The following is a 25058-nucleotide window of genomic DNA, read 5'->3' as shown; positions in this document are numbered from 1 at the left end:
CGTCCTGATGCTAAAACCAGAAGCGAACGCCGGCGACGAAGCTGGTCGCATGGACGTCCTCGCCGGCAAGCCTCGACAGCCGCGCCGTGTCGCCGGCTTTGCGCAGATAAGAGACGCCGATATAGGGTGCGAACTGGCGGCTGAACTCATAGCGCAGGCGCGCGCCGAGCTCTATGTTGACCAGCCCCGAACCGATGTCGTTCTCCGGAATATCCTGCGCGGCGAAATTGACCTCGGCGCGCGGCTGCAAGATCAGGCGCTGGGTAATGCGCTGGTCGTAATAGCCCTCGACCCGGCCCAGAACATCGCCCTTGGTCGAGAGGAACAGCGCGCCTTCGACTTCGAACATGCCGGGAGCCAGGCCCTCGACGCCGACCGTCGCGTAAGTGCGGTCGGGCCCGCGGCCGAAGTCCTGGCGGATACCGCCCTGAAGATTGAAATAGGGGTCGATGGCCCGGCTATAGAGCACCTGCACCTCCGCGCTGTCGATGCCGCGGCCGAACTCGCCTTCGCCCTCGCTCTTGAGCCAGAGCCGGTTGATATCGCCGCCGTAAAAGCCTTCGCCATCCCAGCGATAGCCATCGCGACCGCTATGCGCTTGATACTCGAACAGGTTGAGCAGCACCTGCCCGAAATTGTTGCCGCCGCTGTCCTTCATCATGATGTCGCGTGAGCGCGCCATCTCGGCGCCGGGAAAATCACGATCGGCGAAGTGGTCGCTGGGGGGAGGCGGCGGGGGCGCATTGCCGGCCGGAAGCGCCGTGCCGGTCATTTGCATGCCGGGCATGGCGGGCGTTCCCGGCGTCGCTGTCTGGCCATGCTGCGCATGGTCCATCCCGGGCATGTCGGGCATCGCGCCGTCCTGATGCTGGGAGTGGTCCATGCCCGGCATGTCCGGCATCGCGGGAGACGCGGGTTGCGGCTGACCGGCCGCATCTCCCTGCGGCGCAGGACTGGCCTGGTGCTGCGAATGGTCCATCGCCGAGGTGGCGTCTGGCGCTGGTGTCTGAGCGCGCGGCCTGGCGGCGGCCTTGTCCTTCTTCTTCTCCTGCGCCGGCGGCACCTCGCCCGGCGGCGCCATGCCGGGCATGCCGTGCATTGAATGATCCTGGGCAAAGGCGGGCGCGGCAGCGAAAAGGGCGATCGCGCTCACCAGCGGCGTGAGGATGCGGGTCATTACGCGTCTCCCTTCGGACGGACGCTCACGACCCGCATCATCCCGGCATGCATGTGGTAGAGGAGATGACAGTGGAAGGCCCAGTCGCCGACCGCGTCGGCGGTGAAGTCCCAGGTCACCTTGCCGCCGGGCTGGACGATTACCGTATGCTTGCGTGGCGCATGATCGCCATGCCCCGTCACCAGCTCGAAAAAATGCCCGTGAATATGGATCGGATGCCCCATCATCGTGTCGTTGATGAGATTGACGCGCACCCGCTCGCCTTCGATGAAGGGGATCGGCTCGTGATGGTCCGACATTTTTTCGCCGTCGAACGACCACATGAACCGCTCCATGTTGCCGGTGAGGTGAATGTCGATGCTGCGGCTCGGCGCGCGCACGTCCGGATTGCGATCGAGCGCCATCAGGTCCCTGTAGACGAGCACCTTGTGGCCGACGTCGGCGAGGCCCTGGCCGGGCTCGCCGGTGCGGTCGACGGGCATCGGCGAGATGGTCTGGACGCTCGGGTCGCGCTTCACCTGCGGCGCGTTCGAGAAGTCTCGCATCTTCATCGACCCCATCGCGTGCCCGCCATGGTCCATGCCCGCCATCTGGCCATCGGCGCCCATCGCGCCGTGGTCCATCCCGCTCATCGCGGAATGATCCATCCCCGAATGATCCATGCCTGCCATGGCGCTATTGTCCATGGTCGCCATCGCTGCCGCCGCGCCGGTCGCGAGGCGCGCGGACGCGTTCTTCTCGGCCGTCGGATCGACGCCCCGCATAGCGCCGCCCGACATGTCCATGCCTTCCATGCCCGGCATCGAGGACATGTCCATGCCCATGTCCTTCATGTCGGCGAGCGGCCGTTTGCGTAAGGGGGGAACCTCGCCGGCCATGCCGGCGCGCGGCGCGAGCGTGGCACGCGCCATGCCCGAGCGGTCGATCGCCTCGCCGACAAGGGTGTAGGCCTTGTCATCGCCTGGGCTGACAACGACGTCGTAGGTCTCGGCAACACCAACCTGGAACTCGTCGACGGTGACCGGCACCACATTCTGCCCGTCGGCCTGGACGATGGTCAGCGGCAGGCCGGGGATGCGGACGTTGAAGGTGGTCATCGCCGACGCATTGATGACCCGCAGCCGCACCCGTTCGCCCGGGGTGAAGAGCGCGGTCCAGTTGTCCATCGGACCATGGCCGTTGACGAGATAGGTGTAGGTGGATCCGGTCACATCGGAGATGTCGGCCGGGTCCATCCGCATCTGGCCCCAGTCGAGCCGGTCCTTGAGCGGCTGATCCTTGCCCGACAGGAGCCCGGCCAGGGTCTGGCGCTGGAAATTGAAATGGCCGGGGTTGACCTTGAGGCGCCGGAAGATCGCCTGCGGCGAGAGCGCGCTGTGATCGGCGAGCACGATGACATGCTCGCGGTCATAGGCGACCGGATCGGCACCGGCGGGATCGATGATGATCGGGCCGTAATGGCCTTCCTGTTCCTGCAGGCCTGAATGGCTGTGGTACCAGTAGGTGCCGCTTTGCACGACGGAGAACTGGTAGAGGTAGTTCGAGCCCGGCTTGATGCCCGGAAAAGACACGCCCGGCACACCGTCCATATTGGCCGGCAGGATCAGCCCGTGCCAGTGGATCGAGCTGTCCTCCTCCAGCTGATTGATGACGTTGAGCCGCACGCGCTGGCCCTCGCGCAGCCGGATCAGCGGGGCGGGGACCGTGCCGTTGAGGCCGATTGCCCGGAACTTGCGCCCGTCGATGGTCATCGACTGCCGGGCGATGGTGAGCGTGATGTCTTCGCCCGACACGGTCGGCAGCGTCGGTCGCATCCCCGGCGAGATCGTCTGCGCCCAGGCCGGCAGCCAGGCTGACAATGCTGCGCCGCCGCCGGCGAGGGCCGCGCCGCGGAGGAACTGGCGGCGGTCGAGAGCAGAAATCATTCGGTTGTCTCAGCTTTAAGAAAGAGGGCGTACCTATTGGGAATACGCAGCATGGCCTCATCCCCCTCAAACTTTCTTTAATATTTCCGAAAGGCGTGCCCTAGCTCGATAGAGGCGCGTTTCGACCGCCTTCTGGCTGATCCCGAGAATTTCGGCGGTTTCAGCTTCCGATTTCTCGTCGATCGTACGCAAAATAAGCGTGTCCTTGAGGGAAGACGGCAGGGCAGCAATCGCTTTCATTGCTTGCGCGAGCTGCTGTTCGGCCCCGATCGCCTGATCGGGCAGCGGTGCGTCGTCGGCGACGCCGTCCGCCTCGCCGAGCGGTAGGGCTAGGGCAAAGAAATTTCGAACCGCTCGCCGACGCCGCCAGTCATGGCATTTGTTGATGACAATCCGGGACATCCAGACCTGGAAGGGTCGGGTTACGTCATAGCGGTTGAGTGCGGCAAAGGCCGCGACGAAGCTCGCCTGGGTGACATCCAATGCCTCATCCATAGATCCGACATGGCTGCGCACGAGCCGGTGAACCCAACCTTGATGCCGGCGGACCAGCTCGCCATAGGCCGCTTGCCGGCCTCCAAGCGCCAGAGCCGCGAGCTCCCCGTCCGAGCAGTCGGGGAGGCACGCGGTCATTCGGATTTGGCCGTCAGCGCTTTCACCACGGCGTCGTCGAATTTGTCCGTCTGATCCGGGCGCAGCACGGCCCGCATCGCGAAGATATGCTCAAGTGTTTCTTTCTGCAGCGCGCCCATGGCCTGGTGCGAGCGATCCACCGCAGTTGCGACTTGCGGGCCATAGCCATGCTCCGCTTCGATCGCTTCCGCGAGACGCGCATTGTCGGCGCGCAATTCGGCCTCCAGCGCTTGACGCCGGATCGCGTAGTTCTTCTCGATTGTCTCGAGTCGGCTGTGTTGCGCTGAATTCAGCTTCAGATCGCGATGGAGCAGCTCGTGCAGCTCATTTTCGACCGGGCGCACTGGAACCACATAGACGCGGCCAATGACAACGCCAGCGATCGCCGCGGCGAAGGTCACCAGGACGAGGAGCAGGAGCCGGCGGCGGTCGCGCATCACTGCGAGCTCAGCAGCGTCGAGGGCGCAAGCGCGAGCCGAGCATCGAAGGGCGATAGCGGTTTGGCATCAGCAGACCGTGTCGGAACTGCCGAGCCGGCAATTCCGATGAACAGCGCGGTTGCGGCCGCGATGCCGAACGTCATAGCGCCAAGGCTTGGTATGGCCCGGATGCGCGCTATTTCCGCCATGACCCGGCTTTCCAGGCCGCCGAGCCTGGGATCGAGAGGCGCATCGCGCAACCGCGAGAGCAGGTGGTCAAGTTCATCCATGGTGCTTCTCCGTCTTCATCCTTCAATACGCACGATGGTCCAGGAACCCTTGCTGTAGATTGAAAAGAATAATTGCGAGGGGTGGGGGCTCGGGCTGCGTATTGTCTCATGGGATCTACAGGAGAATGTTCCAATGCGTTTCTTTTCGCCTCTCGCAGTTATCGCCGCCGTCGGCCTGAGTGTTTCTGCTCCGGCCTACGCGCATCCCAAGCTTGTGTCCTCGACGCCCGCCGCGAACGCCAGCGTCTCGGCGCCTTCGCGTATCACGCTCACCTTCAGTGAAGGTCTGATGCCGAAGCTGTCGGGCGCCGAGATCGTGATGACCGGCATGCCCGGCATGCCCAACCACCGCATGGCGGTAACCGGCTTCAAGACGTCCGTCGAAGGCGACAAGACGCTCGTGCTGACGCTCGCCAAGCCGCTCATGGCGGGCAGCTATCAGGTCGCCTGGCACGTCGTCTCGACCGACACGCACCGCATCCAGGGCAATCTCGCCTTTACCGTCAAGTGACGCCATGAACGACGTGGCACTCGTCGCCGTCCGCTGGGCGCTCTACGTCGATCTCGGCCTGTTGTTCGGCCTGCCGCTGTTCGCGCTCTATGCGCCCGGCGGCGGCCGGATGGTACAGCGGCATCTGCCGATGGTAGCAATGGTGGCCGGTCTCGCCTGTCTCGCCCTCCTGCTGTCGGCGCTGGGGTTCGCGTTGCAGGCAGCGGCCATGACCGGGCTGCCGCTCACCCAGCCTGATCTTTCCATGGTCGCAGAGCTGTTCAACGGCACGTCCATGGGAACGGCGCTGAAGGCGCGCCTCGTCGCGCTCCTCGTTCTTCTGCTCTCCATCCCCTTCTATCGCCGGCAATCCCGTCCTGCCTTCATCGCCTCCACTCTGGCAGGCGCGGTCGCACTCGCGACCCTCGCCTGGAGCGGGCATGGCGCGGCCGGCGAAGGCGAGGCGGGCTGGCTGCAACTGGGGGCCGATCTCATCCATCTGCTCGCCGCGGGCGCCTGGGTCGGCGCGCTTGCCGCATTCCTTGCGCTGGTTCTTACCAGGCTCGCAACCGATGATCTCGCCACTGAAGACATGGACCGGGTCATGCTCGCCGAGGAAGCGCTGCGGGGCTTCTCCCTCGTCGGCACGATCATCGTCGCCCTGCTGATCCTGACCGGGACGGTGAACGGCTGGTTCCTGGTCGGCCCGGGCAACATCGCGTCTCTCGGGCAGTCGACCTACGGCCTGCTGCTCATCGCCAAGCTGCTGCTCTTCGCCGGCATGCTGGGCCTGGCCGCGCTCAACCGTTATCGCCTGACCCCGGCACTTGCGCAGGCGATCGAGGAAGAGGACGCGCCACGGGCGCAGGCGCTGCTGCGCGCGAGCCTCGTCGTCGAAGGCGGTCTTGCGATCGTCATTCTCGGGCTGGTCGCCTGGCTGGGGACACTGTCGCCACCCATGTCGATGTAGTTTATCGTTTCGAACGCCTCGCGTTGGGAGAAGCCAATGCAATCGTACACCCCGCCGCGCGGGACTGGATCGACGAAAGACTATGATCGCGCGATCCGCCTGTGGGCGCGGGAGAAGCGGTGGCGTGCCGCCATGCTTGCCATGCTGCGCCCGGATTGGCGCCTGGTAATCGCCGATTATGGCCGCCAGCACGGGTCTCATGCGGCTCGCCTTCCGCCTGACCGTGCAGCGGGCTCGATGGCATCGACGATACCCAGCCCAATGCCGACGGCGTGCTCCCCGGCCTGATGGCGGCCAAGCGAACGGGCCCGCCGATTTGGCCACTTAGGCGATTACGTATTGACCCTGACACGGTGTCAGACCCTAGATCGTCAGGCGTCGAAAGGAGCGAGGCGATGAACGAGACACATGGAGCGGCGCATGGCGGCGGTTGCTGCGGCGGCCACGGCACCGCTAAAGCGGCGACCGGCGTCAAGGACCCGGTCTGCGGCATGACCGTCGACCCGGCGACCACGGCGCATCACGCCGAGCATAGCGGTGAAAGCTATCATTTCTGCAGCGCGGGCTGCCGGACCAAATTCATCGCCGATCCCGAGCGCTATCTCGGCCCGCCGACGCCGCCGGTCGCGGCGCCCGAAGGCACGATCTGGACCTGCCCGATGCATCCCGAGATCCGCCAGGACCATCCCGGGTCCTGTCCGATCTGCGGCATGGCGCTCGAACCCGCGACCGTGACCGCCGACAGCGGCCCCAGCCACGAGCTAGTCGATTTCACGCGGCGCTTCTGGGTCGGCCTCGTGCTGGCTCTCCCGGTGCTGATCCTCGAGATGGGCGCGCATGTCTTTCCCGCGATCCATCGCCTCGTGCCGATGTCTATCTCGGTATGGATCCAGTTCGTGCTGGCGACACCCGTCGTGCTGTGGGCGGGCTGGCCGTTCTTCGAGCGTGGCTGGGCCTCGCTCAAGACCCGCAACTTCAACATGTTCACCCTGATCGCGATGGGGACCGGGGTCGCCTGGATCTACAGCGTCATCGCGACGCTCGCGCCTCAGCTGTTCCCGCCGGCCTTCCGCGGCGAGGACGGCATGGTTGCCGTCTATTTCGAGGCGGCCGCGGTGATCACCGTCCTCGTGCTGCTCGGCCAGATGCTCGAACTGCGCGCGCGGGAACGCACCTCGGGCGCGATCAAGGCGCTGCTCAACCTTGCACCAAAGACCGCGCGCCGGATCGGTTCTGATGGGAACGAAGAGGAAATCAGCCTTGATCTGGTTGCGGTGGGCGACCGCCTGCGGGTGCGGCCGGGCGAGAAGGTGCCGGTCGACGGCGTAGTCGAGGACGGCCGCTCCTCGCTCGACGAGTCGATGGTCACCGGCGAATCCATGCCCGTCACCAAGGCAAAGGCCGACACAGTGATCGGCGGCACGCTCAACCAGACCGGTGCGCTGGTGATCGTCGCCGACAAGGTCGGCCGCGATACCATGCTCGCACGCATCGTCCAGATGGTCGCTGAGGCGCAGCGCTCGCGCGCGCCGATCCAGCGCATGGCCGATCAGGTGTCGGGCTGGTTTGTGCCCGTGGTCATCGCGGTCGCGGCCGTCGCGTTCATCGCCTGGGGCATCTGGGGTCCCGAGCCGCGCTTCGCCTATGGGCTGGTGGCGGCGGTCGCCGTGCTGATCATCGCCTGTCCCTGCGCACTGGGGCTGGCAACGCCGATGTCGATCATGGTCGGGGTCGGCCGCGGCGCCGGGCTCGGTGTCCTCATCAAAAATGCCGAAGCACTCGAGCATATGGAGAAGGTCGACACTCTCTTCGTCGACAAGACAGGCACGCTGACCGAAGGCCGGCCTGCCGTCACCCAGGTCGTGCCGGCGCCCGGCTTCGACGAAGCCGAGCTGCTGCGTCTTGCCGCCTCGGTCGAGCGGGCGTCCGAGCATCCGCTCGCGTTGGCAATCGTCGAGGCCGCGAAGGATCGCGGCATCGTCACGAGCGACGTCATCGACTTCGACTCGCCGACCGGGCGCGGCGCGCTCGGCACGGTCGAAGGGCGGCGCATCGTCCTCGGCAATGCGCAGTTCCTTGCCGACAAAGGGGTTGCGACCGATGCGCTCGCCAGCCAGGCCGACGCGCTGCGCCGGGATGGCGCCACCGCGATCTTCATCGGGGTCGACGGCACAGTCGGCGGCGCCTTCGCGATCGCCGATCCGGTGAAGGCCACGACACCAGAAGCGCTCGCCGCGCTCAAGGCGGAGGGCATTCGCGTGGTCATGCTGACCGGCGACAACCGCACGACCGCGGAAGCGGTCGCCCGACGCCTGGGCATCGACGAGGTCGAAGCCGAGGTGCTGCCCGATCAGAAGAGCGCCGTGGTCGCCAGGTTCAAGCGCGAGGGGCGGGTCGTCGCCATGGCCGGCGACGGTGTCAACGACGCCCCCGCGTTGGCCGCCGCCGACGTCGGCATCGCCATGGGTTCCGGCACCGACGTCGCGATCGAGAGCGCTGGCGTCACGCTGCTCAAGGGCGACCTGACTGGCATCGTCCGGGCGCGGCGGCTCAGCCAAGCGACCATGTCGAACATCCGCCAGAATCTCGTCTTCGCCTTCATCTACAATGTCGCGGGCGTGCCCGTAGCGGCGGGTGCGCTCTATCCGCTGTTCGGTATTCTGCTCTCGCCCATTATCGCGGCGGCGGCGATGGCGCTCTCTTCGGTGAGCGTGGTCACCAACGCGCTGCGCCTCAACCGGAAAGCACTGTGAACATCGGCGAGACGTCACGGCAGAGCGGCGTCTCTGAGCGGATGATCCGCCATTATGAAAAGATCGGCCTCATCCCGGCGCCGGCGCGTCGGGGTGCTGGCTATCGTGACTATGGCGAGCGCGACCTCCATCGCCTCCGGTTTATCGCCAATGCCCGCGATCTCGGCTTCCCGATCGAGGAGATCCGCACGTTGCTCAGCCTTTGGGCCAATACCGGCCGTGCCAGCGCGGAGGTGAAGCGGCTTGCCCTTGCCCGCGCCGATGAGTTTCAGCGCAAAGCCGAGGCGTTGACGGCGCTGCGCGACACGCTAATCGACCTGGCCGAGCGCTGCCAAGGCGACGAGCGGCCGGATTGTCCGATCATCGCCGAACTGGCCGCGGCCCGATCCGCATAGCATCCGGCATCGCACGGCCGAGAATTTTAGGGGTGCCCGTTTTCGGTCGATTCGTGCAGGTCGACGGCGAAAGCGATCCGCAACAGGTCGGGCAGGCTTTGCGCGTTGAGTTTGATCATCAGACTGGCCCGATGCAGCTCGACCGTGTGCGACGTGACGCCGAGTTCATCTGCGATAAGGCTATTTGGATAGCCTCGCGAAATTCCTCTCAGAACGGCCCGTTCGCGCTGCGTCAGTCTCGCGGCTTTCGAAAGAGCGTCGGCCTGTTCGGAGGCACGACGGGCTATACTCTCAAGCCAGCTGAAGCCGCGGTCGATCGCGCCGAGCAATGCGGCCTTCTCGACCGGTTTGGCGAGAAAGTCGGCAGCGCCCGCCTTCATCGCCTGTACGGCGAGCGTAGGATCGCCATTGCCCGTCAGCACCACGACGGGCATGTCGATACCGCGTCGCGTCAGCTCCGCCTGAACCTGCAGGCCGTCCATGTCGGGCATGTGCATGTCGAGAACCACGCAGCCTTTCTCGGCGTCCTCTGCGCTCAACAGAAACTCCGGCCCCGAAGCGTAGGCTTCTACGGCAAACCCTGCGGTCCGCAACGTGAAACTTAGTGCTTTTCGTATTGTCTCTTCGTCATCGACGATATGCACGACGCGCTTGTTCCCCATAGCCCCCGAGATCGATCAATACGCAGTGCCGCGAGGGCAGCGCTTCAAGGGATACTTCTCTGCACGTTGGACTATGGTCCCAGGTCAAGAGTAAAAATTTGGCGAGGCAAAACGGCGAAGGACAGCGAAACTGTGAGGGTTCGGCTACTCCGCTCACACCAATGCCGCGGTCGCTGCGGCTCATTGCCGGGTCTCTGCTCCGGACGATGCATGCGAGTTGCCCGCGCCGCCGTCGGCGCGATCGAGCCATCGCTACGCTTCCATCACATCGTCGACCGGCAGCGGGTTACTGGCGCCCGGCGGGCGAGGGGGGCGGGTTGGCCCTTGACGGCTGCGCGATCGGACGCCCAGGATAGCAGGGTGGCGCGCTTTACTTCGGGCTCAAGCTTCAGGTGCCCAGCAACGTCGAGGGGATCGATGAACGAGCGTGTGTGCGACACGACATATCCTCCTTCCCTGCCGCGATTTTCTCCGAAAGGGAGATCTCAGGAGATTGGTTCGGACTCGTTTAGGGTCAATGGATGAGGACGCGCACAGCGTTTGCCGGGCGTTCATTTCCGTCTTAGAACTGACGCGCAGCACGCCATTCAATCCGGTGGCGAACGGCCTCCGCGATCGCTGGCATGACGTCTATATCATTCGACGCATGTGCAACCGCGTTCGTGCTGACGATCCTTTCGACAAGCCCACCCAGAACCTGCGCTGCATCGCCGGCAAAAAGCGGATGCACGACCACGCAATCCGGTCGCGCGAACCCCATGCCGACCAGTTGGCGCGCCGCCTCGGTGAGGGTCCGACCGGATGAGGCGATATCGTCGACCAGCACCGGCTGGCGATCGAGAAACGCTGGGGCATTCGGAATCGAGATGGTGACGTGACGGTCGCCGGATCGGATTTTCTCGCACACGAGAAACGGAGCATCGGCATCGGCCGCCACCTGCGAGACCCACTGTTCGCTTTCCAGGTCCGGACCGATGATCAGCGGGCGAGCGACATTGCGCTTGATCCACGAGGCCAAAAACGGCGCGGCATGAACAACCTGGGTTGGGATGCGGTAGATTTCCGACAATTCATGGTAGCGATGGAGATGCGGATCGACCGTCACCAGCCAGTCGAGATGGCGAGACAGGATCGCAGCAAAGGTTCGCGACGTCACCGCCTCGCCGGCATGGAAGCGTATGTCCTGGCGCATGTAAGCGAGGTAAGGGGCGACGAGCCCGATCCTGCGAGCGCCAAGATCGCGCGCGGTGTCGGCTGCGAACAGCAGCGGCAACAGCTTGGCGTCCGGATGATCGAGACTGGACAGCAGGATGACCTCGCGGTCGCTGACGTCGTTTCCGACCCTGAGATAGGTTTCCCCGTCAGGAAACTGACGATGCTCGATCGTGCCGACCTCTGCATCGAGCGCGGCGGATAGCGGCTGTGCCAGGGCCTCGCTGCCAGGCAGCGCGAACAGGACGGGACGGTTCATAGCGCTTCAATCCCGAAGATCGGCCCGTCGCTCACGGCATAGGCCGCCGCATAGTCGAGCTCGCCCGGGCTCTCGGCATGAATGCTACACAAGGGAGCCCCGGCATCCACCATCTGGTTCAGCCGACACTGCAGTGCGACGCCAGCGGCCTTGGCCACCGGCGCGCCGGCGAGCTTCGCGACCGTCGCGAGCTTGCGATTGTCGATACTCACCAGGCGGCCGCTATAGGGAGCGATCATATCCTGCTGAAACCGGGCGACCGGTGGAGCCCGCATGCCGCCCTGCGCTTCGCAGATACGTTGGAACTTGGCCCAGGCCCCGCCGCTTTCGAGACACGCCCGCGCACGCGCATAGCCTTCGCCGGCCGGGGCCGCGTCAGCGAGCTCAAGCAGTCCTCCCGCCAGCTCGCAGGCCCGGTGGGCGAGATCCTCGGCGCCCGGCTGCCCCTGGAGGACGGCAAGGATATCCTGCGCCTCGAGCGCCGGGCCGATGCCCCGTCCGATCGGCTCCGCGCCGGGGCCGCGCATCACGCGCGTGCGAAGCCCGAAGGCTTGGGCGACCGAGCTCAGCGCGCGCTCGAGCGTATCGGCGGCATCGGTTCCGCGTACCTTGGCGGTCGGCCCGACCGGGATATCGATGACCAGATGGGTCGCACCGGCCGCGATTTTCTTGGACAGCACCGAGGCGACCATCTGCCCTACGGCATCGATATCGAGCACTCGTTCAACGCCGATGATCACATCGTCGGCCGGGCTGAGATTGACGGCGCCGCCCCAGGCGATGCAGCCGCCTTCGCGCTCGACCACCTTGCGGATGGCGGAAACGTCGAGGTCGACAGGTGCAAGCACCTCCATCGTGTCCGCCGTGCCGGCCGGCGAGGTGATCGCCCGCGACGATGTCTTGGGCATGATCAGGCCCTCCGCGGCCATGATCGAGACGATGATCGGCGTGGTGCGATTGCCCGGCAATCCACCGACGCTATGCTTGTCGACGATGACCGCTCCGGACCACTGCAATCGCTCGCCGACATCGACCATCGCCCTGGTCAGGCTGATCGTTTCGTCCGTATCGAGCGGGACCGCTGAGCATGCCGTGATGAACGCCGAGAGATGGACATCGCTATAGCGTCGCTCGGCGATGTCGGTCATGATCGCTGAAAAAGCCCCTTCACTGAGACGATTGCCATAGATGCGCCGACGCACTTCGGCGAGCGAGGCGAGAGGCTGGGCGTGCGCGATCTCGACCGGATCGCCCTCGCTGACGCCGAGCCGCCGCCATGCGGATTCGGACAGGCCGATCTCGCCGGGCGCTGGAGCCTCCGCGGAACTGTGCAGCAGCGAGACGACGATTTCCCGCCCGCCGGCGTGCAGCGCGACCTGCGCGCGCGACGCGAGACCTTCCGAGCGGCAGACGGGACAGTCTTGGCGCATGACCGCGATCAGATCACCTCCGGCAGCCGACAGGCCGAGGCGGTGTGCCCGCAGCGTCGTCGCGACAGGCTCTACTTCGGCGTCCTCGATGATCCCGGGCTTCACGCGAGCATGCCCCAGCTACCCAGCGCCGGTACGCTGCATGCCCAGCCCAGATTCTCCGAGACACGCTTCGCCAGGACCTGGGCGCCGGTCGGCTCGCCATGCGTGACATAGACATGGCGCGGGGGCTCTTGCAGCGACCCGAGCCAGCGCATGAGCTCGTCGCTGTCGGCATGCGCCGAAAGCATCGTCAGGTTGGCGACATCGGCTTCGACCGGGATATACTCGCCGTGGATCTTGATCGTCCGGGCGCCCCCGATCATGGCGGCGCCGCGGGTGCCCGCCGCCTGGAAGCCTGAGAAGAGGATGAGGTTCTTCCCATCCGGCGCGAAGCGCTTGAGATGGTGGAGCACGCGGCCGCCCGTTGCCATTCCACTGGCCGAGATGATGACCTTGGGAGCGGGGTTGGCGGTGAGTTCCTTGGATTCCTCCACTTCGCGCACATAGTGCGCGACGCTGCACGCCGCTTCGCACTCGGCGCGGGCCAGGCGATGCTCGTCCATGAAATCGCACATCAGCCCGCTCGCGTTGATCGCCATCGGGCTGTCGAGGAAGATCGGGATGTCGCGGAGGCGTCCCTGCGCGCGCAGACGCGAGAAATGATAGAGAAGCGACTGAACCCGTCCCACGGCGAAGGCCGGAATCACCACCGTCCCGCCTCTCTCGACGCATCGTTCGACATGATCTCCAAGCGTCTTTGTCGGATCGACCTGCTCGTGGCGCCGATCGCCATAGGTCGATTCCACTAGGACATAGTCGGCGCGCGCGGGCGGCTCGGGATCCTTCATCACCGCATCGCCGTAACGGCCGATGTCGCCTGAGAAGAGGATTGTCCGCCCCTTCCAGTCGATCTCGATCGACGCCGCGCCGAGGATGTGGCCGGCGCGATGGTAGCGCACCCTGATGCCGTCCGTGACTGCATGCCACGCTCCGAACTCGATCGGGCGGAAGAGCTGCAATGCCAGACGCGCGTCGGCCTGGGTGTAGAGGGGCAGCGCCGGCTGGTGCCTGGAGAAGCCGTGCTGGTTGGCGAACTCCGCATCCTTTTCCTGCAGATGGCCGCTGTCGGGAAGAAGGAGCTCGCACAGGGCCGCGGTCGCCCGCGTGGCAAGGACGGTCCCGTCCCAGCCCAGGCGCGCCATGCGCGGTAGTGCGCCCGAGTGATCGAGATGGGCGTGGGTCAGCAGCACCTGGCCGACATCCGCGACTTCGGGTGGGATCGATGCCCAATTAAGGCGGCGCAGATCCCTGGGTCCCTGAAACAGGCCGGAATCGACCACGATCTGAGTTTCACCATCGTCCACCAGATAACGCGACCCTGTGACCGTTCCCGATGCGCCGAGAAAGGCAACGCCGAGACCATCGGCCGGGCGCTTGGCCAGATCGATCCTTGCTTCACGCTCGAAGATGGTCACGCGGGAATGGTGCCGTTTCTTTCTCTTTTGCATGGACGCGGGCCTGCCTCTCACGATTATGTTCGTGAGCGCAGCATTGGTTCGCGGACGCCGCACGCCTATACGCAAAATCCGCAGCACGACTGCTGCTCCCCGACAGCTGCGTCGCCCGAACGCCGATGGCCGATCCCATCGATCGCCTTACCCATGCCTGCGCGATGCCCGGGGGACTTCGGTCTCTACTTATACCTTGCTCCTTGGACTCGAGCCTATGCTGCCCGGACGTTGACCAGAAGAGGACGGCATATGGGCGAACATGACCATCGCATGCGCAAGCGCGGCAAGATCGTTCTGATCGGCTTCCTGCTCGTCGCTAGCTTCTTCCTCCTCACCGAGTATACCGCGCACTTCCTGGGTGTGCTGCCCTATCTCATCCTGCTCGCCTGCCCGCTCATGCACCTGTTCATGCACCGCGGCCATGGTGGGCATCAGCATGGCCATGAGCCCGGTCAGGCACCCGCCGGCTTACCGGCCAATCCCAACGGCCGCATCGAAGGAGAGTCGCGATGACGCACGCCGACTATGGCTATGGTCTGTGGGGGCTCGCGCTGGTTAACGCCGCCGTTTTCATCCTCTTTGCGTTCAGCTTCTTCAAGCCGGCAACTAAACGAGACTGGCGCAGTTTGGGGGCGTTCAGCGCTTTCATCATAGCGCTCTTCGCGGAAATGTATGGCTTCCCGCTCACGATCTTCGTGCTTTCGGGGTGGCTCCAGTCGTATTTCCCCGCTGTCGACTGGTGGAGCCACGATGCTGGACATCTCCTGGAGATGATGTTCGGCTGGCGAGTTAATCCCCATTACGGTCCATTCCACATCGCCAGCTTTGTGCTGATCGGCGTGGGTTACTGGCTGATCTCGGTTGCATGGACGGCCCTTCACTTGAGTCAGCGCAAACACCAATTGGCCCTTACTGGGATTTATGCCCGGATCCGGCACCCGCAATATGTCGGCTTCATTCTCGTCATGCTCGGCTTTTTGCTACAATGGCCGACCCTTTTGACCCTTGCTATGTTTCCGGTGCTCGTCGTGATGTATATTCGGCTGGCTCGGCATGAGGAAAAGGAGGCGCTAGCCAGCTTCGGCGAGGTTTACCGCGATTATATGGCTCGCGTGCCCGGCTTCATTCCGAATCTGACAATCCATTCGCGTCGAAGAAGGCCATGGCGATCCTTTGACGGGAATGGCTGATGTAATTGCCGGCAAGGTCAATGCTGACGTTCTGACTGGCCTTATTATTCGGACATCGTTACCCGACCTCACAGCACACTACTGCAGCAACCCCGGTTCGACTGCGCAATCATCTTGGGAGGGCAAGTTCGCCTTGCACGGGCAGATTCGGTGTGGAGCTGATGCCCGGCACTAGACGCAGAGCATCGCCGATCAAGGTATAGACGGCGTGGCGCTGGCCGCCACGGTTCCGATGGTCGACGCGATAGCCCTGATAATGTCGGCGGAGCAGGCCTGCATTCACCAGTTCGGAAACGGCGCGACTGAGATTACTCTTGCCGGCTGTGCGAATGCGTGCCCGCATTTCCTCCGCGATCACGCCGCGCCTTTTCTCCAGATCGCCGGGGAGCAGTCCGTTTCTAGCGAGGTCGCTCTCGACCCGCTCGGCCAGCGTAATGCTGCGCGGACCACGCTGGGCCATCGGGGTCAATGCGTCGCATAGCCAATCGCGCAGGGAAACGAGCCCATCGTTCCGCCTGACCCAGGGACCGGCGCTTCCATCTGGCCCCGCCACCTGGGCGATCAGGTTGAGCAGCATGAAGGCATAACGGGGCCGGCTCGATACGGTCGCCAGCGTCTCGAGCACGGCCGCGACATCACAGCCAATGGAGGGTTCAAGAGGCTTGCCTGCATGAAACATAACATGATGGAATCAAGCACAAAGCAGGATCAATGTGAATCCCAAATCGGCGGCCGCAGACGGGTTGTCAGCTATGACACTTTGCCGGCGGATAAAGTGTCATAGGCGATCCATTCTAATCGTAGATTGTTGCGAATCGTTCTCAACTCATCCTGATAATCATGGCGCTCGCCGCTTAGGTCTGGACGAGCCGTCTCCTCGCGGACGAGCTTCCGTCGCCTATGGCGAACAGGATAAAAGACTGCGGCCGCCTTGATGATCTCACGCGCTTTGCGGCGGACTGTCAGCGTGCTGAAACCCTTGGCGATTTACATGGCACGATCGATGCCGCCGTGCGCGATCTTGGCTTCCGCTGGTTCACGCTGCTTCACAATATCGACCTTCGGCGCGGAGGCGAGCAAAGCCTGTTCCTCACAACCTATCCATCGGCCTGGCTCGAGGAAGTTCTCGAAGAACGCCATTATCTCGAAGATCCGATCCATGCGGCCTGCGCTCGCACCCCGTCAGGGCTCGCCTGGGACCGGATCGGCGACGTGCTGGAGCTCACGCCGCGCCAGCGAAGCATCCTCGACCGCGCCAGGGACCATGACCTTGCGTCCGGCTACAGTTTGCCAATCCGGACCCCGGGGGAACCCGAGGCGATCTTTACCGCCGCCCGATCGCGCGACGAGCCGCTCAGCGCAGAGGAGGTTCTGACCGCCCGTCTGCTCGGCTCGGTCGCTTATGATCGGGCGCGCGAGCTGCTTGGCGAAAGGGCAGGGCCATTGGCCTGCGTCCCTCTCAGCCCTCGCCAGGTCGAATGCATCGCGCTCGTCGCGCAAGGCAAAAGCGACTGGGAGATCGGCCAGATCCTCGGCCTCAGCCGCGACACCGTGCACGAATATGTTGAATCGGCCCGCAGGCGTTATGGCGTGCGACGACGCACGCAGCTGGTGCTGCGCGCGGTTCGCGATGGTCATCTCAACATGGAAGCGCTGCTCTGATCTCGCCGGCCATATGATGATCGGGCTTGGGCAAGTTCAGGATTTCTGCGCTGTCGCTGGCGCGATCAAGGACGCTACGGCCTTGTCTGACCTGATGGCCGAAATCACGAAGGCCATGGGCTTTCGGCACTATGCCCTGGTCCATCATGTCGACCTGAAGCCTGCGGTTCGCTCGGTCCACATCGTCGACTATCCGCAAGACTGGGTGGAGCGCTTCCAGGCGAGACGCCTCTATGCGAGCGACCCGATCCACCGCGCCAGCCATCGCACCAATGTGGGCTTTGCCTGGTCGGCGGTTCAGTCGATCATCTCTCTGACGGCCGCCGATCGCTCGATCCTGGCAGAAGCCTACGAGGCCTCACCTCAAGATTTGTTCGCCAGACAACGCTAAGCTGGAAATACTGAGAACATCCTAGGCGACGAGCCGAAGTCTGCCGTTCGGACATTGGCAATCCCAACATTACTGGCGAGCCGCCCGAAGGACAGACCTACACTCGCGGCACGCCGAACGTCTGGGCCTCACCAGCGGTCGATGAACAGCTCGGGCTGATCTACCTGCCGACGGGCAACAGCACGCCGGACTTCTGGGGTGGCGAGCGGACTGCGATCGAGGACGCGCGTTCGTCCTCCGTCGTTGCTCTCGATCTCAAGACGGGTCGTGAACGGTGGGCCTTCCAGACCACGCATCATGATCTTTGGGACTATGACGTCCCCGCTCAGCCTACGCTTTACGATATTCCGAACGGAAAGGGCGGCACCACGCCTGCGCTGATCCAGGTCACCAAGCGCGGCCAGATCTTCGTCCTCGATCGGCGTACCGGCCGACCGGTAGCGCCGGTCGAGGAGCGTCGCGTGCCCAAGGGTTCGATCCCCGGCGAGCGCTATTCGCCGACCCAGCCTTATTCGACTGGCATGCCTGTCATTGGTGCTGATCCTCTGAGCGAGCGCCGGATGTGGGGCGTGAGCATGTTCGACCAGCTCTGGTGTCGCGTTGCTTTCCGCAAGCTGCGCTATGAAGGTGACATGACACCGCCGTCGCTCGAAGGCACGCTGCAGTGGCCGGGCTTCTACGGCGGCATGAATTGGGGGTCGGCCAGCGTCAATCGCACCAACGACTATCTGATCGTGAATGACATCCGCCTTGCGCAAATCCTGCGTCTTGTTCCCAGAGCGGAAACCGACCGCATCCTGGGTGAGCCGAAGGTCGAAGGTGGTGCGGGACACGACGGGATCAACCCGCAAGCCGGTGCGCCCTACGGTGCGCTTCTCACCGGGTTTATGTCGCCGCTTGGCGTGCCGTGTCAGAATCCTCCGTTCGGGACCATGACCGCGATCGATCTCAAGACGCGCGCGATCGTCTGGCAAAAGCCCTTGGGCACGACCCAGGACACAGGTCCGCTTGGCATCAAGACGCATCTGCGTATCCCGATCGGAACGCCGACGCTGTCGGGCGCACTGACCACCGGATCGGGCCTGATCTTCTACACCGGGACCACCGACTATTACCTGCGGGCGATCGACGTGCGCACCGGCAAGGAGCTGCTGGCGAAGCGGATGCCCGTTGGTGGACAGGCAACGCCGATGACCTTCGTCTCTCCAAAGACGAAGAAGCAATATGTCGTTGTGACGGCGGGCGGCGCGCGGCAATCGCTTGACCGCGGTGACCTTGTCATCGCCTACAAGCTGCCGGACTGAGGCACTTGAAGGTCTGCGGCGGCAAAAGCCATTGCCGCCGCAGACCTAACATATTGATTTATTTAACATAATTCTTATTATCGAACCGGTTGAGGGTCAACGGCTGGGGATGGTGAAACCTGCCGGGATCTCCAAGGCTGGTGGCCCAACGCAGGCTTCCAGCGCGGTGGCTGAGCCAGCAGAAAAATACGCCGCGTGTTGCTTGTTTGTTTCAGAAAGGGAGAGCCTATTTCCGGATCGCCTGACTGACACCACAATATCTCAGGCAGCACGCATCTGATCGCAAATATCAGTAAACTCACCGATTTTGGGCTAGACGTCGTCTATCCGTCCGTCGAGCCTGAATTCATGCAGGGCACGCGCGACATCGGCCGCTTGGCGACTATCGGCGCCTTCGAGCAGAGTTCAAAACTGGCGACAACGCTCGACCAACTTTCAAACCTCGTGGACGCAATTGTCAGGGACTTTGGTTTCCGCTGGTTTGCCCTCCTGCATAATGTCGATCTGGTACAACGCAGCAAGAATGCGCTGATGCTGACGACATATCCTGTCAAATGGCTCGACGAAGTGATCGAGACCAGGCTCTACCTCGATGATCCGGTCCACGCTGCCGTGGGCAAAACGCCGTCCGGGCTGAACTGGAACCAGATCGGGGAATTCATCGATCCCAGCACCCGCCAGATTGCTACATTGGCAAAGGGGCGCGATCACGGGCTGCGCCAGGGCTTCACTATGCCGATCCGCATGGCTGATGAGCCCGACGCGCTTTTCTCTGTTGCACGCGCAAACGATGACGAAATTTCGGGAGAGGATGCTCTTGCCGCCCGCTTGATCGGCACGATCGCTTTTGATCGCGGTCGCGCGATCCTCGGAGAGGAGCGTCTGAGCTATGAACCGGTGCCGCTCAGCCCCCGACAGATCGACTGCATCGCGCTCGTCGAACAGGGTAAAAGCGATTGGGAGGCAGCCCAGATACTCGGGCTCAGCCGCGACACTGTGCATGAATATGTCGAGGGCGCACGGCGGCGCTATGGTGTGCGGCGGCGGACCCAGCTTGTGCTGCGCGCGGTGCGAGACGGGCATCTCAATATCGACGCAATGCTGTAACCAGTAGCGTCGCAACCCGAACACTACCCCCTCGTCATCACCGAGAAGCCGCGAGCGATGCTCGACTGATCGAGCAGTAACTGTCCTCTATCATCGCGTCCCCCACATCTGAATGATTACGCCGACGAAGGCCCCTCACCCTCGTCGGAATGCTCAATTCTGCTGTCGATAAAGTCAGGTCCAACTGGGCATGCGTCGTGCGCGGCCTTGTGGCTTTCCTACAGTCCGTCGGATGAACCAGAGCCAGGTGCCACCTCGTTCCCCCTAAGTGGGGGGATTGCGTCAAACGGCGCTAAACGGCTCAAAAGTAGCGCGACTTTCATTCAAATAAGCCGCTGTCCTTGCCCTGCACTGACAGCGGCATGGAGGCAAGCATGCTGCATAGGCGTCACGCCATCATCGCATCCGCCATGGCACTGTGCATGCCCGCAACACCAGCGCAGGCCAATGATCTGGGCTGCCAGGTGTTGCTTTGCCTCTCAAACCCCGGCGGGGCGACGCAATATGGTGCTTGCGTCCCGCCAATGGTGAAGCTCTGGGAACGACTTGCCCTGGGCGGTTCATTCCCCGGCTGCTCTGGCGGGGGCGTTGCCAAGACCAAGGTCTATGATCGCAACTCGGCGACGCGACGCCGCGTGGTCATGACCTTCGCCGACGGCCGCCAGACGACCTACTCGCTCGCCAATATAGAGCGCTTGCCCCAAGCCGCCATCGAACCGGGAACGACGCCCCGATGATGCTCGAGCTTGCAGCCGTGGTCGCGCTCGCGCGGCAATGCGCGCCCACGGTCGCGGCAGAAACTCTCGTCTCGCTGGTTTACACCGAAAGTCATTTCGATCCCTATGCCATCGGCGTGAACGCCAAGGGCGTCGCGGCGCCGAAGGTGTCCGATCGCGCGTCGGCCATCGCGTCCGCCCGGTCGCTGATCGCGCGCGGCTACAATATCGATCTCGGCCTTGGCCAGATCAACAGCGCGAATCTCAAGCCGTTGAACCTGTCGATCGAGGACGCTTTCGAACCGTGCCGAAACCTCGCCGCATCGGCACGCGTGCTCGCCGAGAATTACACCAGTGTGGCGAAGTCCAGCCGCTCCACCGAGGATGCGATCGCCACGGCCATGTCCATGTATAATACCGGCAACCGCTGGAAGGGTTTTGCCAATGGCTATGTCGGCAAGGTCTACGCCTCGTCGAGCAGCATCATACCGCAAATCCGGCAACGTGCAGGCATTGCCATGGCAGACGCGCCGATAGCGAAAGCGGCACAGAGCCCGGCTCCTACCCCCTCGCCAGTAGCGGATCCACCCGATCAAAGCTGGAACACCTCGGCCGTCGCGCAAACTGCGACGCTGATGGTGTTCGGCTCGTCTCAAACCGCCCCATTGAAAGGACAGCCCGAATGATCGCCACACCGCCCTTGCCTGCTGCTGCGCACTCCGCGTCTGCGCGATCATTCTCCCAGTATTTCACGCTGCTTTTAGCGGCGGTTCTCGTCTCGCTTGTGCTGACAGACCCGGCCTATGCGCAGGCCGCCGACGGCATCACCTCCATGGCGGACAACATCAAGACCTGGCTGACCGGCACGTTTGCGAAGACGATCGCGGTGATCGCGGTGGTCATCGTGGGCTTCATGTTCTTCACTGGCCGCGCCAGCCTCGGTCTTCTCGTCACCGTCATCGTCGGCATCTTCATCGTGTTCAGCGCGCAGTGGATCGTCGACACCATCACCGGCGGTGCGTGAGGCCATCATGGTCAACGACGACAAGCTGCGTGAAGAAACGCTCTTCCTGGCAGTGACGCGGCCGACGATGTGGATGGGCGTTCCGATCGAAGCGTCGCTGCCTATCGCACTCGCATCCTGCCTGACCCTCATCATAAGCGGCAATCCGCTCTACGCTTTGGCACTCGCAGGCGCGTTTCTTGCGATCGCCCGCCTGATCGTCCGCCACGACGCCAATGCCTTCCGGCTGCTGTGGCTTTGGACGATGACGAAGGCGCGATGCCGCAACCGCGGTTGGTGGGGTGGCAGTTCCTACTCTCCCCTCCCCACTCAGGGCGCACGCCGAAAGGGCTTTCTGCATGGCTAGTCGTGCCTTCTCGCGCGATGCGGCGCGTACTCCGTGGCGCATCCTCAAGAACGAGGCGGATCCTGCGCGCTATCTGCCTTATGCGCGGCACGTCGATGCGCAGGTGATCGCGCTCGACGGGCGCGACCTGATGATGATGTTCAGGCTGGACGGCATCGCCTTCGAGACAGCCGATCCCGCTCAGCTGAACGACTGGCATGAGAAGCTCAACGGGACGTTGCGCAACATCGCCGACGATCGTCTCGCGATCTGGACGCATATCGTGCGCCGCCCGGTCACCGACTATCCCGAGGGCGAGTTTCGCTCTACGTTCGCCGCCGATCTCGATGCCAAATATCGCGCGCGGGTCACCGCTAAGCGCATGTTCGTCAACGAGCTCTATCTGACGCTGGTGATGCGCCCGTCCGTTGGCTCGGCCGACCGCACAGGGGTCTTGCTGCGTCGCCTGTCCAGTGCCCGCAAAGAGGGAACCGAGGTCGACGAGGACGAGCTCGTTCGTTTCGAGGACAAGGCGCGCGATATAGAGAAGCTGCTCGCGCGTTGCAGGCCACAGCGACTGGGTTTGTACGAACATCGCGGCCTCATGTTCTCGCAGCCGCTCGAGGTGCTGGAACTCGTCATGATGGGGCGCGCGACGCGCGTCCCGCTTGTTCGTGGTCATCTGGGATCGGCGATCTACGGCGAAAGGGTGATCTTCGGCCGCGAGACGGTCGAGGTTCGCGCCCATGCCGATAGCCGCTTCGTCGGCCTGTTCGGTATCCGCGAATATCCGGCCATGACGCGACCGGGGCAGGTCAACGCGCTTCTCTCGCAGGATTTCGCGTTCGTCGTCACCCAGTCCTTCGCGTTCATGGGCAAGGCGCGTGCGTCCGAGCGACTGCGCAGGCGCCAGAACCAGATGGCATCGACCGAAGATGCGGCAGCGAGCCAGGCGCTCGAGCTCGCCGATGCCGCCGATGATCTGCAGAGCAATCGGTTCGTGCTGGGCGAGCATCACTTCTCGCTCGCCGTGTTCAGCGAAGACCAGAAGCGGCTCGCCGAAAATCTCTCGACGGCGCGCGCCGCGCTGGCCGATGCCGGCCTGGTTTCAGCACGCGAGGGACCAGCGCTGGAGGCCGCCTTCTGGTCGCAGTTGCCGGGAAATTTTGCCTGGCGCGCCCGACCTGCCGCCATCACGTCGCGCAACTTCGCCGCCCTGTCACCCTTCCACACCTTCCCTGCCGGTCGGGCCGATGGCAATCATTGGGGCGCTGCGATCGCACTGATGAAGACCGCAGCCCAGTCGCCCTATTATTTCAATTTCCACGTCAACGATCTCGGCCACACGCTGATCATCGGCCCGTCGGGTGGCGGTAAGACCGTGGTGCAGAATTTCCTGATGGCGCAGCTCGAGAAGACCGGCGCCCAGCAGATCTTTATCGACAAGGACCGGGGCGCGGAAATCTATGTACGCGCATCGGGCGGCACCTATCTTGCCCTGCGCAATGGCGTGCCGACCGGCTTCGCGCCCCTGCGTGCGCTCGATCAGTCACCGGGCAACATCACGTTCCTTGGTCGACTGATACGCCAACTGGTCACGCCCGTTGGTGGCCAGCTCGGTGTCATGCAGGAGCGCATGATCGACGATGGCATCCTATCGATCGGCCGATTGCCCCCCGAAGAGCGATCGATCCTCGCCTTGCGGCAATTGCTGGGGCAGCGCGATCCCGAGGGCATCGGCGCGCGTCTCGAGAAATGGGCGCGCGGCGGCGCGTTGGGCTGGGTGTTCGACAATAACGCAGACGAACTGACGCTCGAAGCGCGGTTCATCGGCTTCGACATGACTGATTTCCTCGACAATGCCGAGATCCGCACGCCGCTCATGATGTATATGTTCCACCGCATCGACGCGCTGCTCGACGGCCGCAGACTGGTGATCGACATCGACGAATTCTGGAAAGCGCTCGGCGATGAAGCCTTCCGCGCGTTCGCGCAGGATGGTCTGAAAACCTACCGTAAGCAGAACGCCTTTCTGGTGTTCGGCACGCAAAGCCCGGCCGACGCGCTGCGCTCCGACATTTCCCACAGCATCATGGAACAGGTCGCGACCAAGATCCTGCTGCCCAACCCCTATGGCCGGGAGTCCGACTATATCGATGGCCTCGGCCTCACCCGCGCCGAGTTCAAGCTGATCCGCAGCGATCTGATCCCCGAGAGCCGGCGCTTCCTCATCAAACAAGGCCATGACTCGATCGTCGTCGAGCTTGATCTCGCCGGTCTTGGTGACGAGCTTGCGGTGCTCTCCGGCACCACGGCGACGGTTGGAATTCTTGACGCAGTGCGCCGCGAACATGGTGACGATCCGGCGCGTTGGTTGCCCATTTTTCACGAGCAGCGGGCGACCGCGAACAGAAGGAAAGGATAGAAAGATGAGAGCTTTTTCGATCCTCGCGATTGGCGGTTTGCTGGCGCTGAGCACCCCGGCCAGCGCTCAGGGCATCCCCGTCTACGATTCCAACACCTTCCTCCAGACCCTTTCGACCGTGAAGAACACGCTCGCGATGATCGAGCAGGGCAAGGCGCAGATCGCGCAGGCGACCGATATGTTCGACAGCGTCAACAAGCTGACCAACGTCAACAAGATTGCCAGTTCGCTCAGCACCGACGCTGTCCGGCATCTTCTGCCGAGCGAGGCTCGCGACATTCAGCGATTGATGTCGTCGGATATGAGCGGCTTGGGCAGTCTTGCCAGCTCGGCCAACCGCATCCGTTCGGCCAACCGGGTCGATCTCCCCGATTTACGGCCGGATGCGACCGCTTACGAGCGCTCCGGCCGTGACACCATTTTGCGCAATGGGGATCTGGCATCGCGGGATGCGGCTATTGCCGAGGCAGCCTATGGTGTGACCGCTCAGCGTACGGCCGGTCTGGAGGAGCTGCGCACTTCGCTCGATTCAGCGTCCGACGCCAAGGATGTGATGGATATCCAGGCCCGCGTCGGTGTCGAGAATGCGCATATCCAGAATGATTCCGTCCAGCTTCAAGGGGACTGTCAGGATTTCCGTGTGCGGCCGGGCGGTTGATCATCAGGCCGCCATGGCTCTGATGAAACGTTCGCCGAAGATCACGGCAAATTGCGCCTTCGCCATGGTCCACTCACGTGGTGGCATC

26 protein-coding genes and 1 pseudogene are annotated in these 25058 nt (G+C 63.6%); 17 read left to right on the top strand and 10 right to left on the bottom strand.

The window, feature by feature from the left end; all coding sequences use genetic code 11:
- Window positions 1–10: 10 nt before the first annotated feature.
- The 5 genes from CG471_RS11140 to CG471_RS11120 form a co-directional block, all read right to left on the bottom strand.
- Window positions 11–1177, bottom strand: a complete 1167-nt coding sequence (locus CG471_RS11140) for a copper resistance protein B (protein WP_037512056.1) — start codon at window positions 1175–1177, stop codon at window positions 11–13.
- Entirely contained in the window at window positions 1177–3102 is a 1926-nt protein-coding gene (locus tag CG471_RS11135; RefSeq protein ID WP_007683365.1) for a copper resistance system multicopper oxidase, read from the bottom strand. Before CG471_RS11135 ends, CG471_RS11140 begins: the two co-directional genes overlap by 1 nt.
- Window positions 3103–3168: 66 nt before the next feature.
- Window positions 3169–3735: an RNA polymerase sigma factor gene (locus CG471_RS11130; RefSeq protein ID WP_007683367.1), complete on the bottom strand. Its 567-nt coding sequence runs from the start codon at window positions 3733–3735 to the stop codon at window positions 3169–3171.
- Window positions 3732–4172 (bottom strand): periplasmic heavy metal sensor, encoded by a 441-nt coding sequence (locus tag CG471_RS11125; RefSeq protein WP_007683368.1) that lies wholly within the window; start codon window positions 4170–4172, stop codon window positions 3732–3734. Before CG471_RS11125 ends, CG471_RS11130 begins: the two co-directional genes overlap by 4 nt.
- Window positions 4172–4444 carry a hypothetical protein gene (locus CG471_RS11120; protein ID WP_004212738.1) on the bottom strand — a complete coding sequence of 91 codons (273 nt, stop codon included), beginning with the start codon at window positions 4442–4444 and terminating at the stop codon, window positions 4172–4174. Before CG471_RS11120 ends, CG471_RS11125 begins: the two co-directional genes overlap by 1 nt.
- Window positions 4445–4577: 133 nt before the next feature.
- Here CG471_RS11120 and copC point away from each other — a divergent pair, with 133 nt between their 5' ends.
- The 4 genes from copC (at window position 4578) to cueR (ending at window position 9052) form a co-directional block, all read left to right on the top strand.
- Window positions 4578–4955, top strand: coding sequence for a copper homeostasis periplasmic binding protein CopC (gene copC, locus CG471_RS11115; protein WP_007683372.1), 378 nt, complete (start codon window positions 4578–4580; stop codon window positions 4953–4955).
- Window positions 4956–4959: 4 nt separating this feature from the next.
- Window positions 4960–5904, top strand: a complete 945-nt coding sequence (gene copD, locus CG471_RS11110) for a copper homeostasis membrane protein CopD (RefSeq protein ID WP_020820523.1) — start codon at window positions 4960–4962, stop codon at window positions 5902–5904.
- Window positions 5905–6299: 395 nt separating this feature from the next.
- Window positions 6300–8657 (top strand): heavy metal translocating P-type ATPase, encoded by a 2358-nt coding sequence (locus tag CG471_RS11100; protein WP_037512059.1) that lies wholly within the window; start codon window positions 6300–6302, stop codon window positions 8655–8657.
- The gene (gene cueR, locus CG471_RS11095) at window positions 8654–9052 is read left to right on the top strand and encodes a Cu(I)-responsive transcriptional regulator (protein ID WP_004212744.1); all 399 of its coding nucleotides are present in this window, start codon (window positions 8654–8656) and stop codon (window positions 9050–9052) included. The genes CG471_RS11100 and cueR overlap by 4 nt, the downstream gene beginning before the upstream one ends.
- A 26-nt stretch (window positions 9053–9078) precedes the next feature.
- Here cueR and CG471_RS11090 read toward each other — a convergent pair whose 3' ends face one another.
- The 4 genes from CG471_RS11090 to CG471_RS11070 all read right to left on the bottom strand — a co-directional run bounded on the left by CG471_RS11090 (window position 9079) and on the right by CG471_RS11070 (window position 14165).
- Window positions 9079–9714, bottom strand: coding sequence for a response regulator transcription factor (locus tag CG471_RS11090; RefSeq protein WP_004212746.1), 636 nt, complete (start codon window positions 9712–9714; stop codon window positions 9079–9081).
- Between the two features lie 562 nt (window positions 9715–10276).
- Window positions 10277–11185: a ribose-phosphate pyrophosphokinase gene (locus tag CG471_RS11080; RefSeq protein WP_004212748.1), complete on the bottom strand. Its 909-nt coding sequence runs from the start codon at window positions 11183–11185 to the stop codon at window positions 10277–10279.
- Window positions 11182–12720: a thymidine phosphorylase family protein gene (locus CG471_RS11075; protein ID WP_004212749.1), complete on the bottom strand. Its 1539-nt coding sequence runs from the start codon at window positions 12718–12720 to the stop codon at window positions 11182–11184. The genes CG471_RS11080 and CG471_RS11075 overlap by 4 nt, the downstream gene beginning before the upstream one ends.
- The gene (locus tag CG471_RS11070; RefSeq protein WP_004212750.1) at window positions 12717–14165 is read right to left on the bottom strand and encodes an MBL fold metallo-hydrolase RNA specificity domain-containing protein; all 1449 of its coding nucleotides are present in this window, start codon (window positions 14163–14165) and stop codon (window positions 12717–12719) included. The genes CG471_RS11075 and CG471_RS11070 overlap by 4 nt, the downstream gene beginning before the upstream one ends.
- A 252-nt stretch (window positions 14166–14417) precedes the next feature.
- On the opposite strand from CG471_RS11070, the gene CG471_RS11065 reads away from it, so the two are divergent.
- Together CG471_RS11065 and CG471_RS11060 are read left to right on the top strand one after the other, a co-directional pair.
- Complete coding sequence (locus tag CG471_RS11065) at window positions 14418–14681, top strand: DUF2933 domain-containing protein (protein ID WP_004212752.1); 264 nt, start codon at window positions 14418–14420, stop codon at window positions 14679–14681.
- Window positions 14678–15358: an isoprenylcysteine carboxylmethyltransferase family protein gene (locus tag CG471_RS11060; RefSeq protein ID WP_004212753.1), complete on the top strand. Its 681-nt coding sequence runs from the start codon at window positions 14678–14680 to the stop codon at window positions 15356–15358. Before CG471_RS11065 ends, CG471_RS11060 begins: the two co-directional genes overlap by 4 nt.
- A 109-nt stretch (window positions 15359–15467) precedes the next feature.
- Here the strand turns inward: CG471_RS11060 and CG471_RS11055 are convergent, their stop codons facing one another.
- The gene (locus tag CG471_RS11055) at window positions 15468–16037 is read right to left on the bottom strand and encodes a hypothetical protein (protein WP_004212754.1); all 570 of its coding nucleotides are present in this window, start codon (window positions 16035–16037) and stop codon (window positions 15468–15470) included.
- A gap of 221 nt (window positions 16038–16258) precedes the next feature.
- Here CG471_RS11055 and CG471_RS11050 point away from each other — a divergent pair, with 221 nt between their 5' ends.
- The 11 genes and pseudogenes from CG471_RS11050 to CG471_RS11005 all read left to right on the top strand — a co-directional run bounded on the left by CG471_RS11050 (window position 16259) and on the right by CG471_RS11005 (window position 24970).
- Window positions 16259–17020 (top strand): LuxR family transcriptional regulator, encoded by a 762-nt coding sequence (locus tag CG471_RS11050; protein WP_004212755.1) that lies wholly within the window; start codon window positions 16259–16261, stop codon window positions 17018–17020.
- Between the two features lie 13 nt (window positions 17021–17033).
- Entirely contained in the window at window positions 17034–17411 is a 378-nt protein-coding gene (locus tag CG471_RS11045) for an autoinducer binding domain-containing protein (protein ID WP_230588645.1), read from the top strand.
- 53 nt (window positions 17412–17464) lie between these two features.
- Window positions 17465–17716 (top strand): annotated as a pseudogene (locus tag CG471_RS31765) (membrane-bound PQQ-dependent dehydrogenase, glucose/quinate/shikimate family); the annotation flags it as partial.
- 270 nt (window positions 17717–17986) lie between these two features.
- Window positions 17987–18715, top strand: coding sequence for a quinate/shikimate dehydrogenase (pyrroloquinoline-quinone) domain protein (locus CG471_RS31240; RefSeq protein ID WP_257211500.1), 729 nt, complete (start codon window positions 17987–17989; stop codon window positions 18713–18715).
- A 348-nt stretch (window positions 18716–19063) separates the two neighbouring features.
- Window positions 19064–19822 carry an autoinducer binding domain-containing protein gene (locus CG471_RS11035; RefSeq protein WP_099231906.1) on the top strand — a complete coding sequence of 253 codons (759 nt, stop codon included), beginning with the start codon at window positions 19064–19066 and terminating at the stop codon, window positions 19820–19822.
- A 374-nt stretch (window positions 19823–20196) separates the two neighbouring features.
- Window positions 20197–20559, top strand: coding sequence for a hypothetical protein (locus tag CG471_RS11030; protein ID WP_004212759.1), 363 nt, complete (start codon window positions 20197–20199; stop codon window positions 20557–20559).
- Window positions 20556–21224, top strand: coding sequence for a lytic transglycosylase domain-containing protein (locus tag CG471_RS11025; protein ID WP_004212760.1), 669 nt, complete (start codon window positions 20556–20558; stop codon window positions 21222–21224). Before CG471_RS11030 ends, CG471_RS11025 begins: the two co-directional genes overlap by 4 nt.
- Window positions 21221–21562 carry a TrbC/VirB2 family protein gene (locus CG471_RS11020; RefSeq protein WP_004212761.1) on the top strand — a complete coding sequence of 114 codons (342 nt, stop codon included), beginning with the start codon at window positions 21221–21223 and terminating at the stop codon, window positions 21560–21562. Before CG471_RS11025 ends, CG471_RS11020 begins: the two co-directional genes overlap by 4 nt.
- A gap of 7 nt (window positions 21563–21569) precedes the next feature.
- Window positions 21570–21908, top strand: coding sequence for a type IV secretion system protein VirB3 (locus CG471_RS11015; protein WP_004212763.1), 339 nt, complete (start codon window positions 21570–21572; stop codon window positions 21906–21908).
- The gene (locus tag CG471_RS11010) at window positions 21901–24312 is read left to right on the top strand and encodes a VirB4 family type IV secretion/conjugal transfer ATPase (protein WP_037512064.1); all 2412 of its coding nucleotides are present in this window, start codon (window positions 21901–21903) and stop codon (window positions 24310–24312) included. The genes CG471_RS11015 and CG471_RS11010 overlap by 8 nt, the downstream gene beginning before the upstream one ends.
- A gap of 4 nt (window positions 24313–24316) precedes the next feature.
- Window positions 24317–24970: a type IV secretion system protein gene (locus CG471_RS11005; RefSeq protein ID WP_099231905.1), complete on the top strand. Its 654-nt coding sequence runs from the start codon at window positions 24317–24319 to the stop codon at window positions 24968–24970.
- The last annotated feature ends 88 nt before the right edge of the window (window positions 24971–25058 follow it).

This window comes from Sphingobium sp. IP1 (assembly GCF_002708645.1).
In the GTDB taxonomy this organism is placed as follows: Bacteria; Pseudomonadota; Alphaproteobacteria; order Sphingomonadales; family Sphingomonadaceae; genus Sphingobium; species Sphingobium yanoikuyae.
Note: the sequence above shows the minus strand (reverse complement) of the source record. Positions and strands in the feature narration are given on the sequence as shown.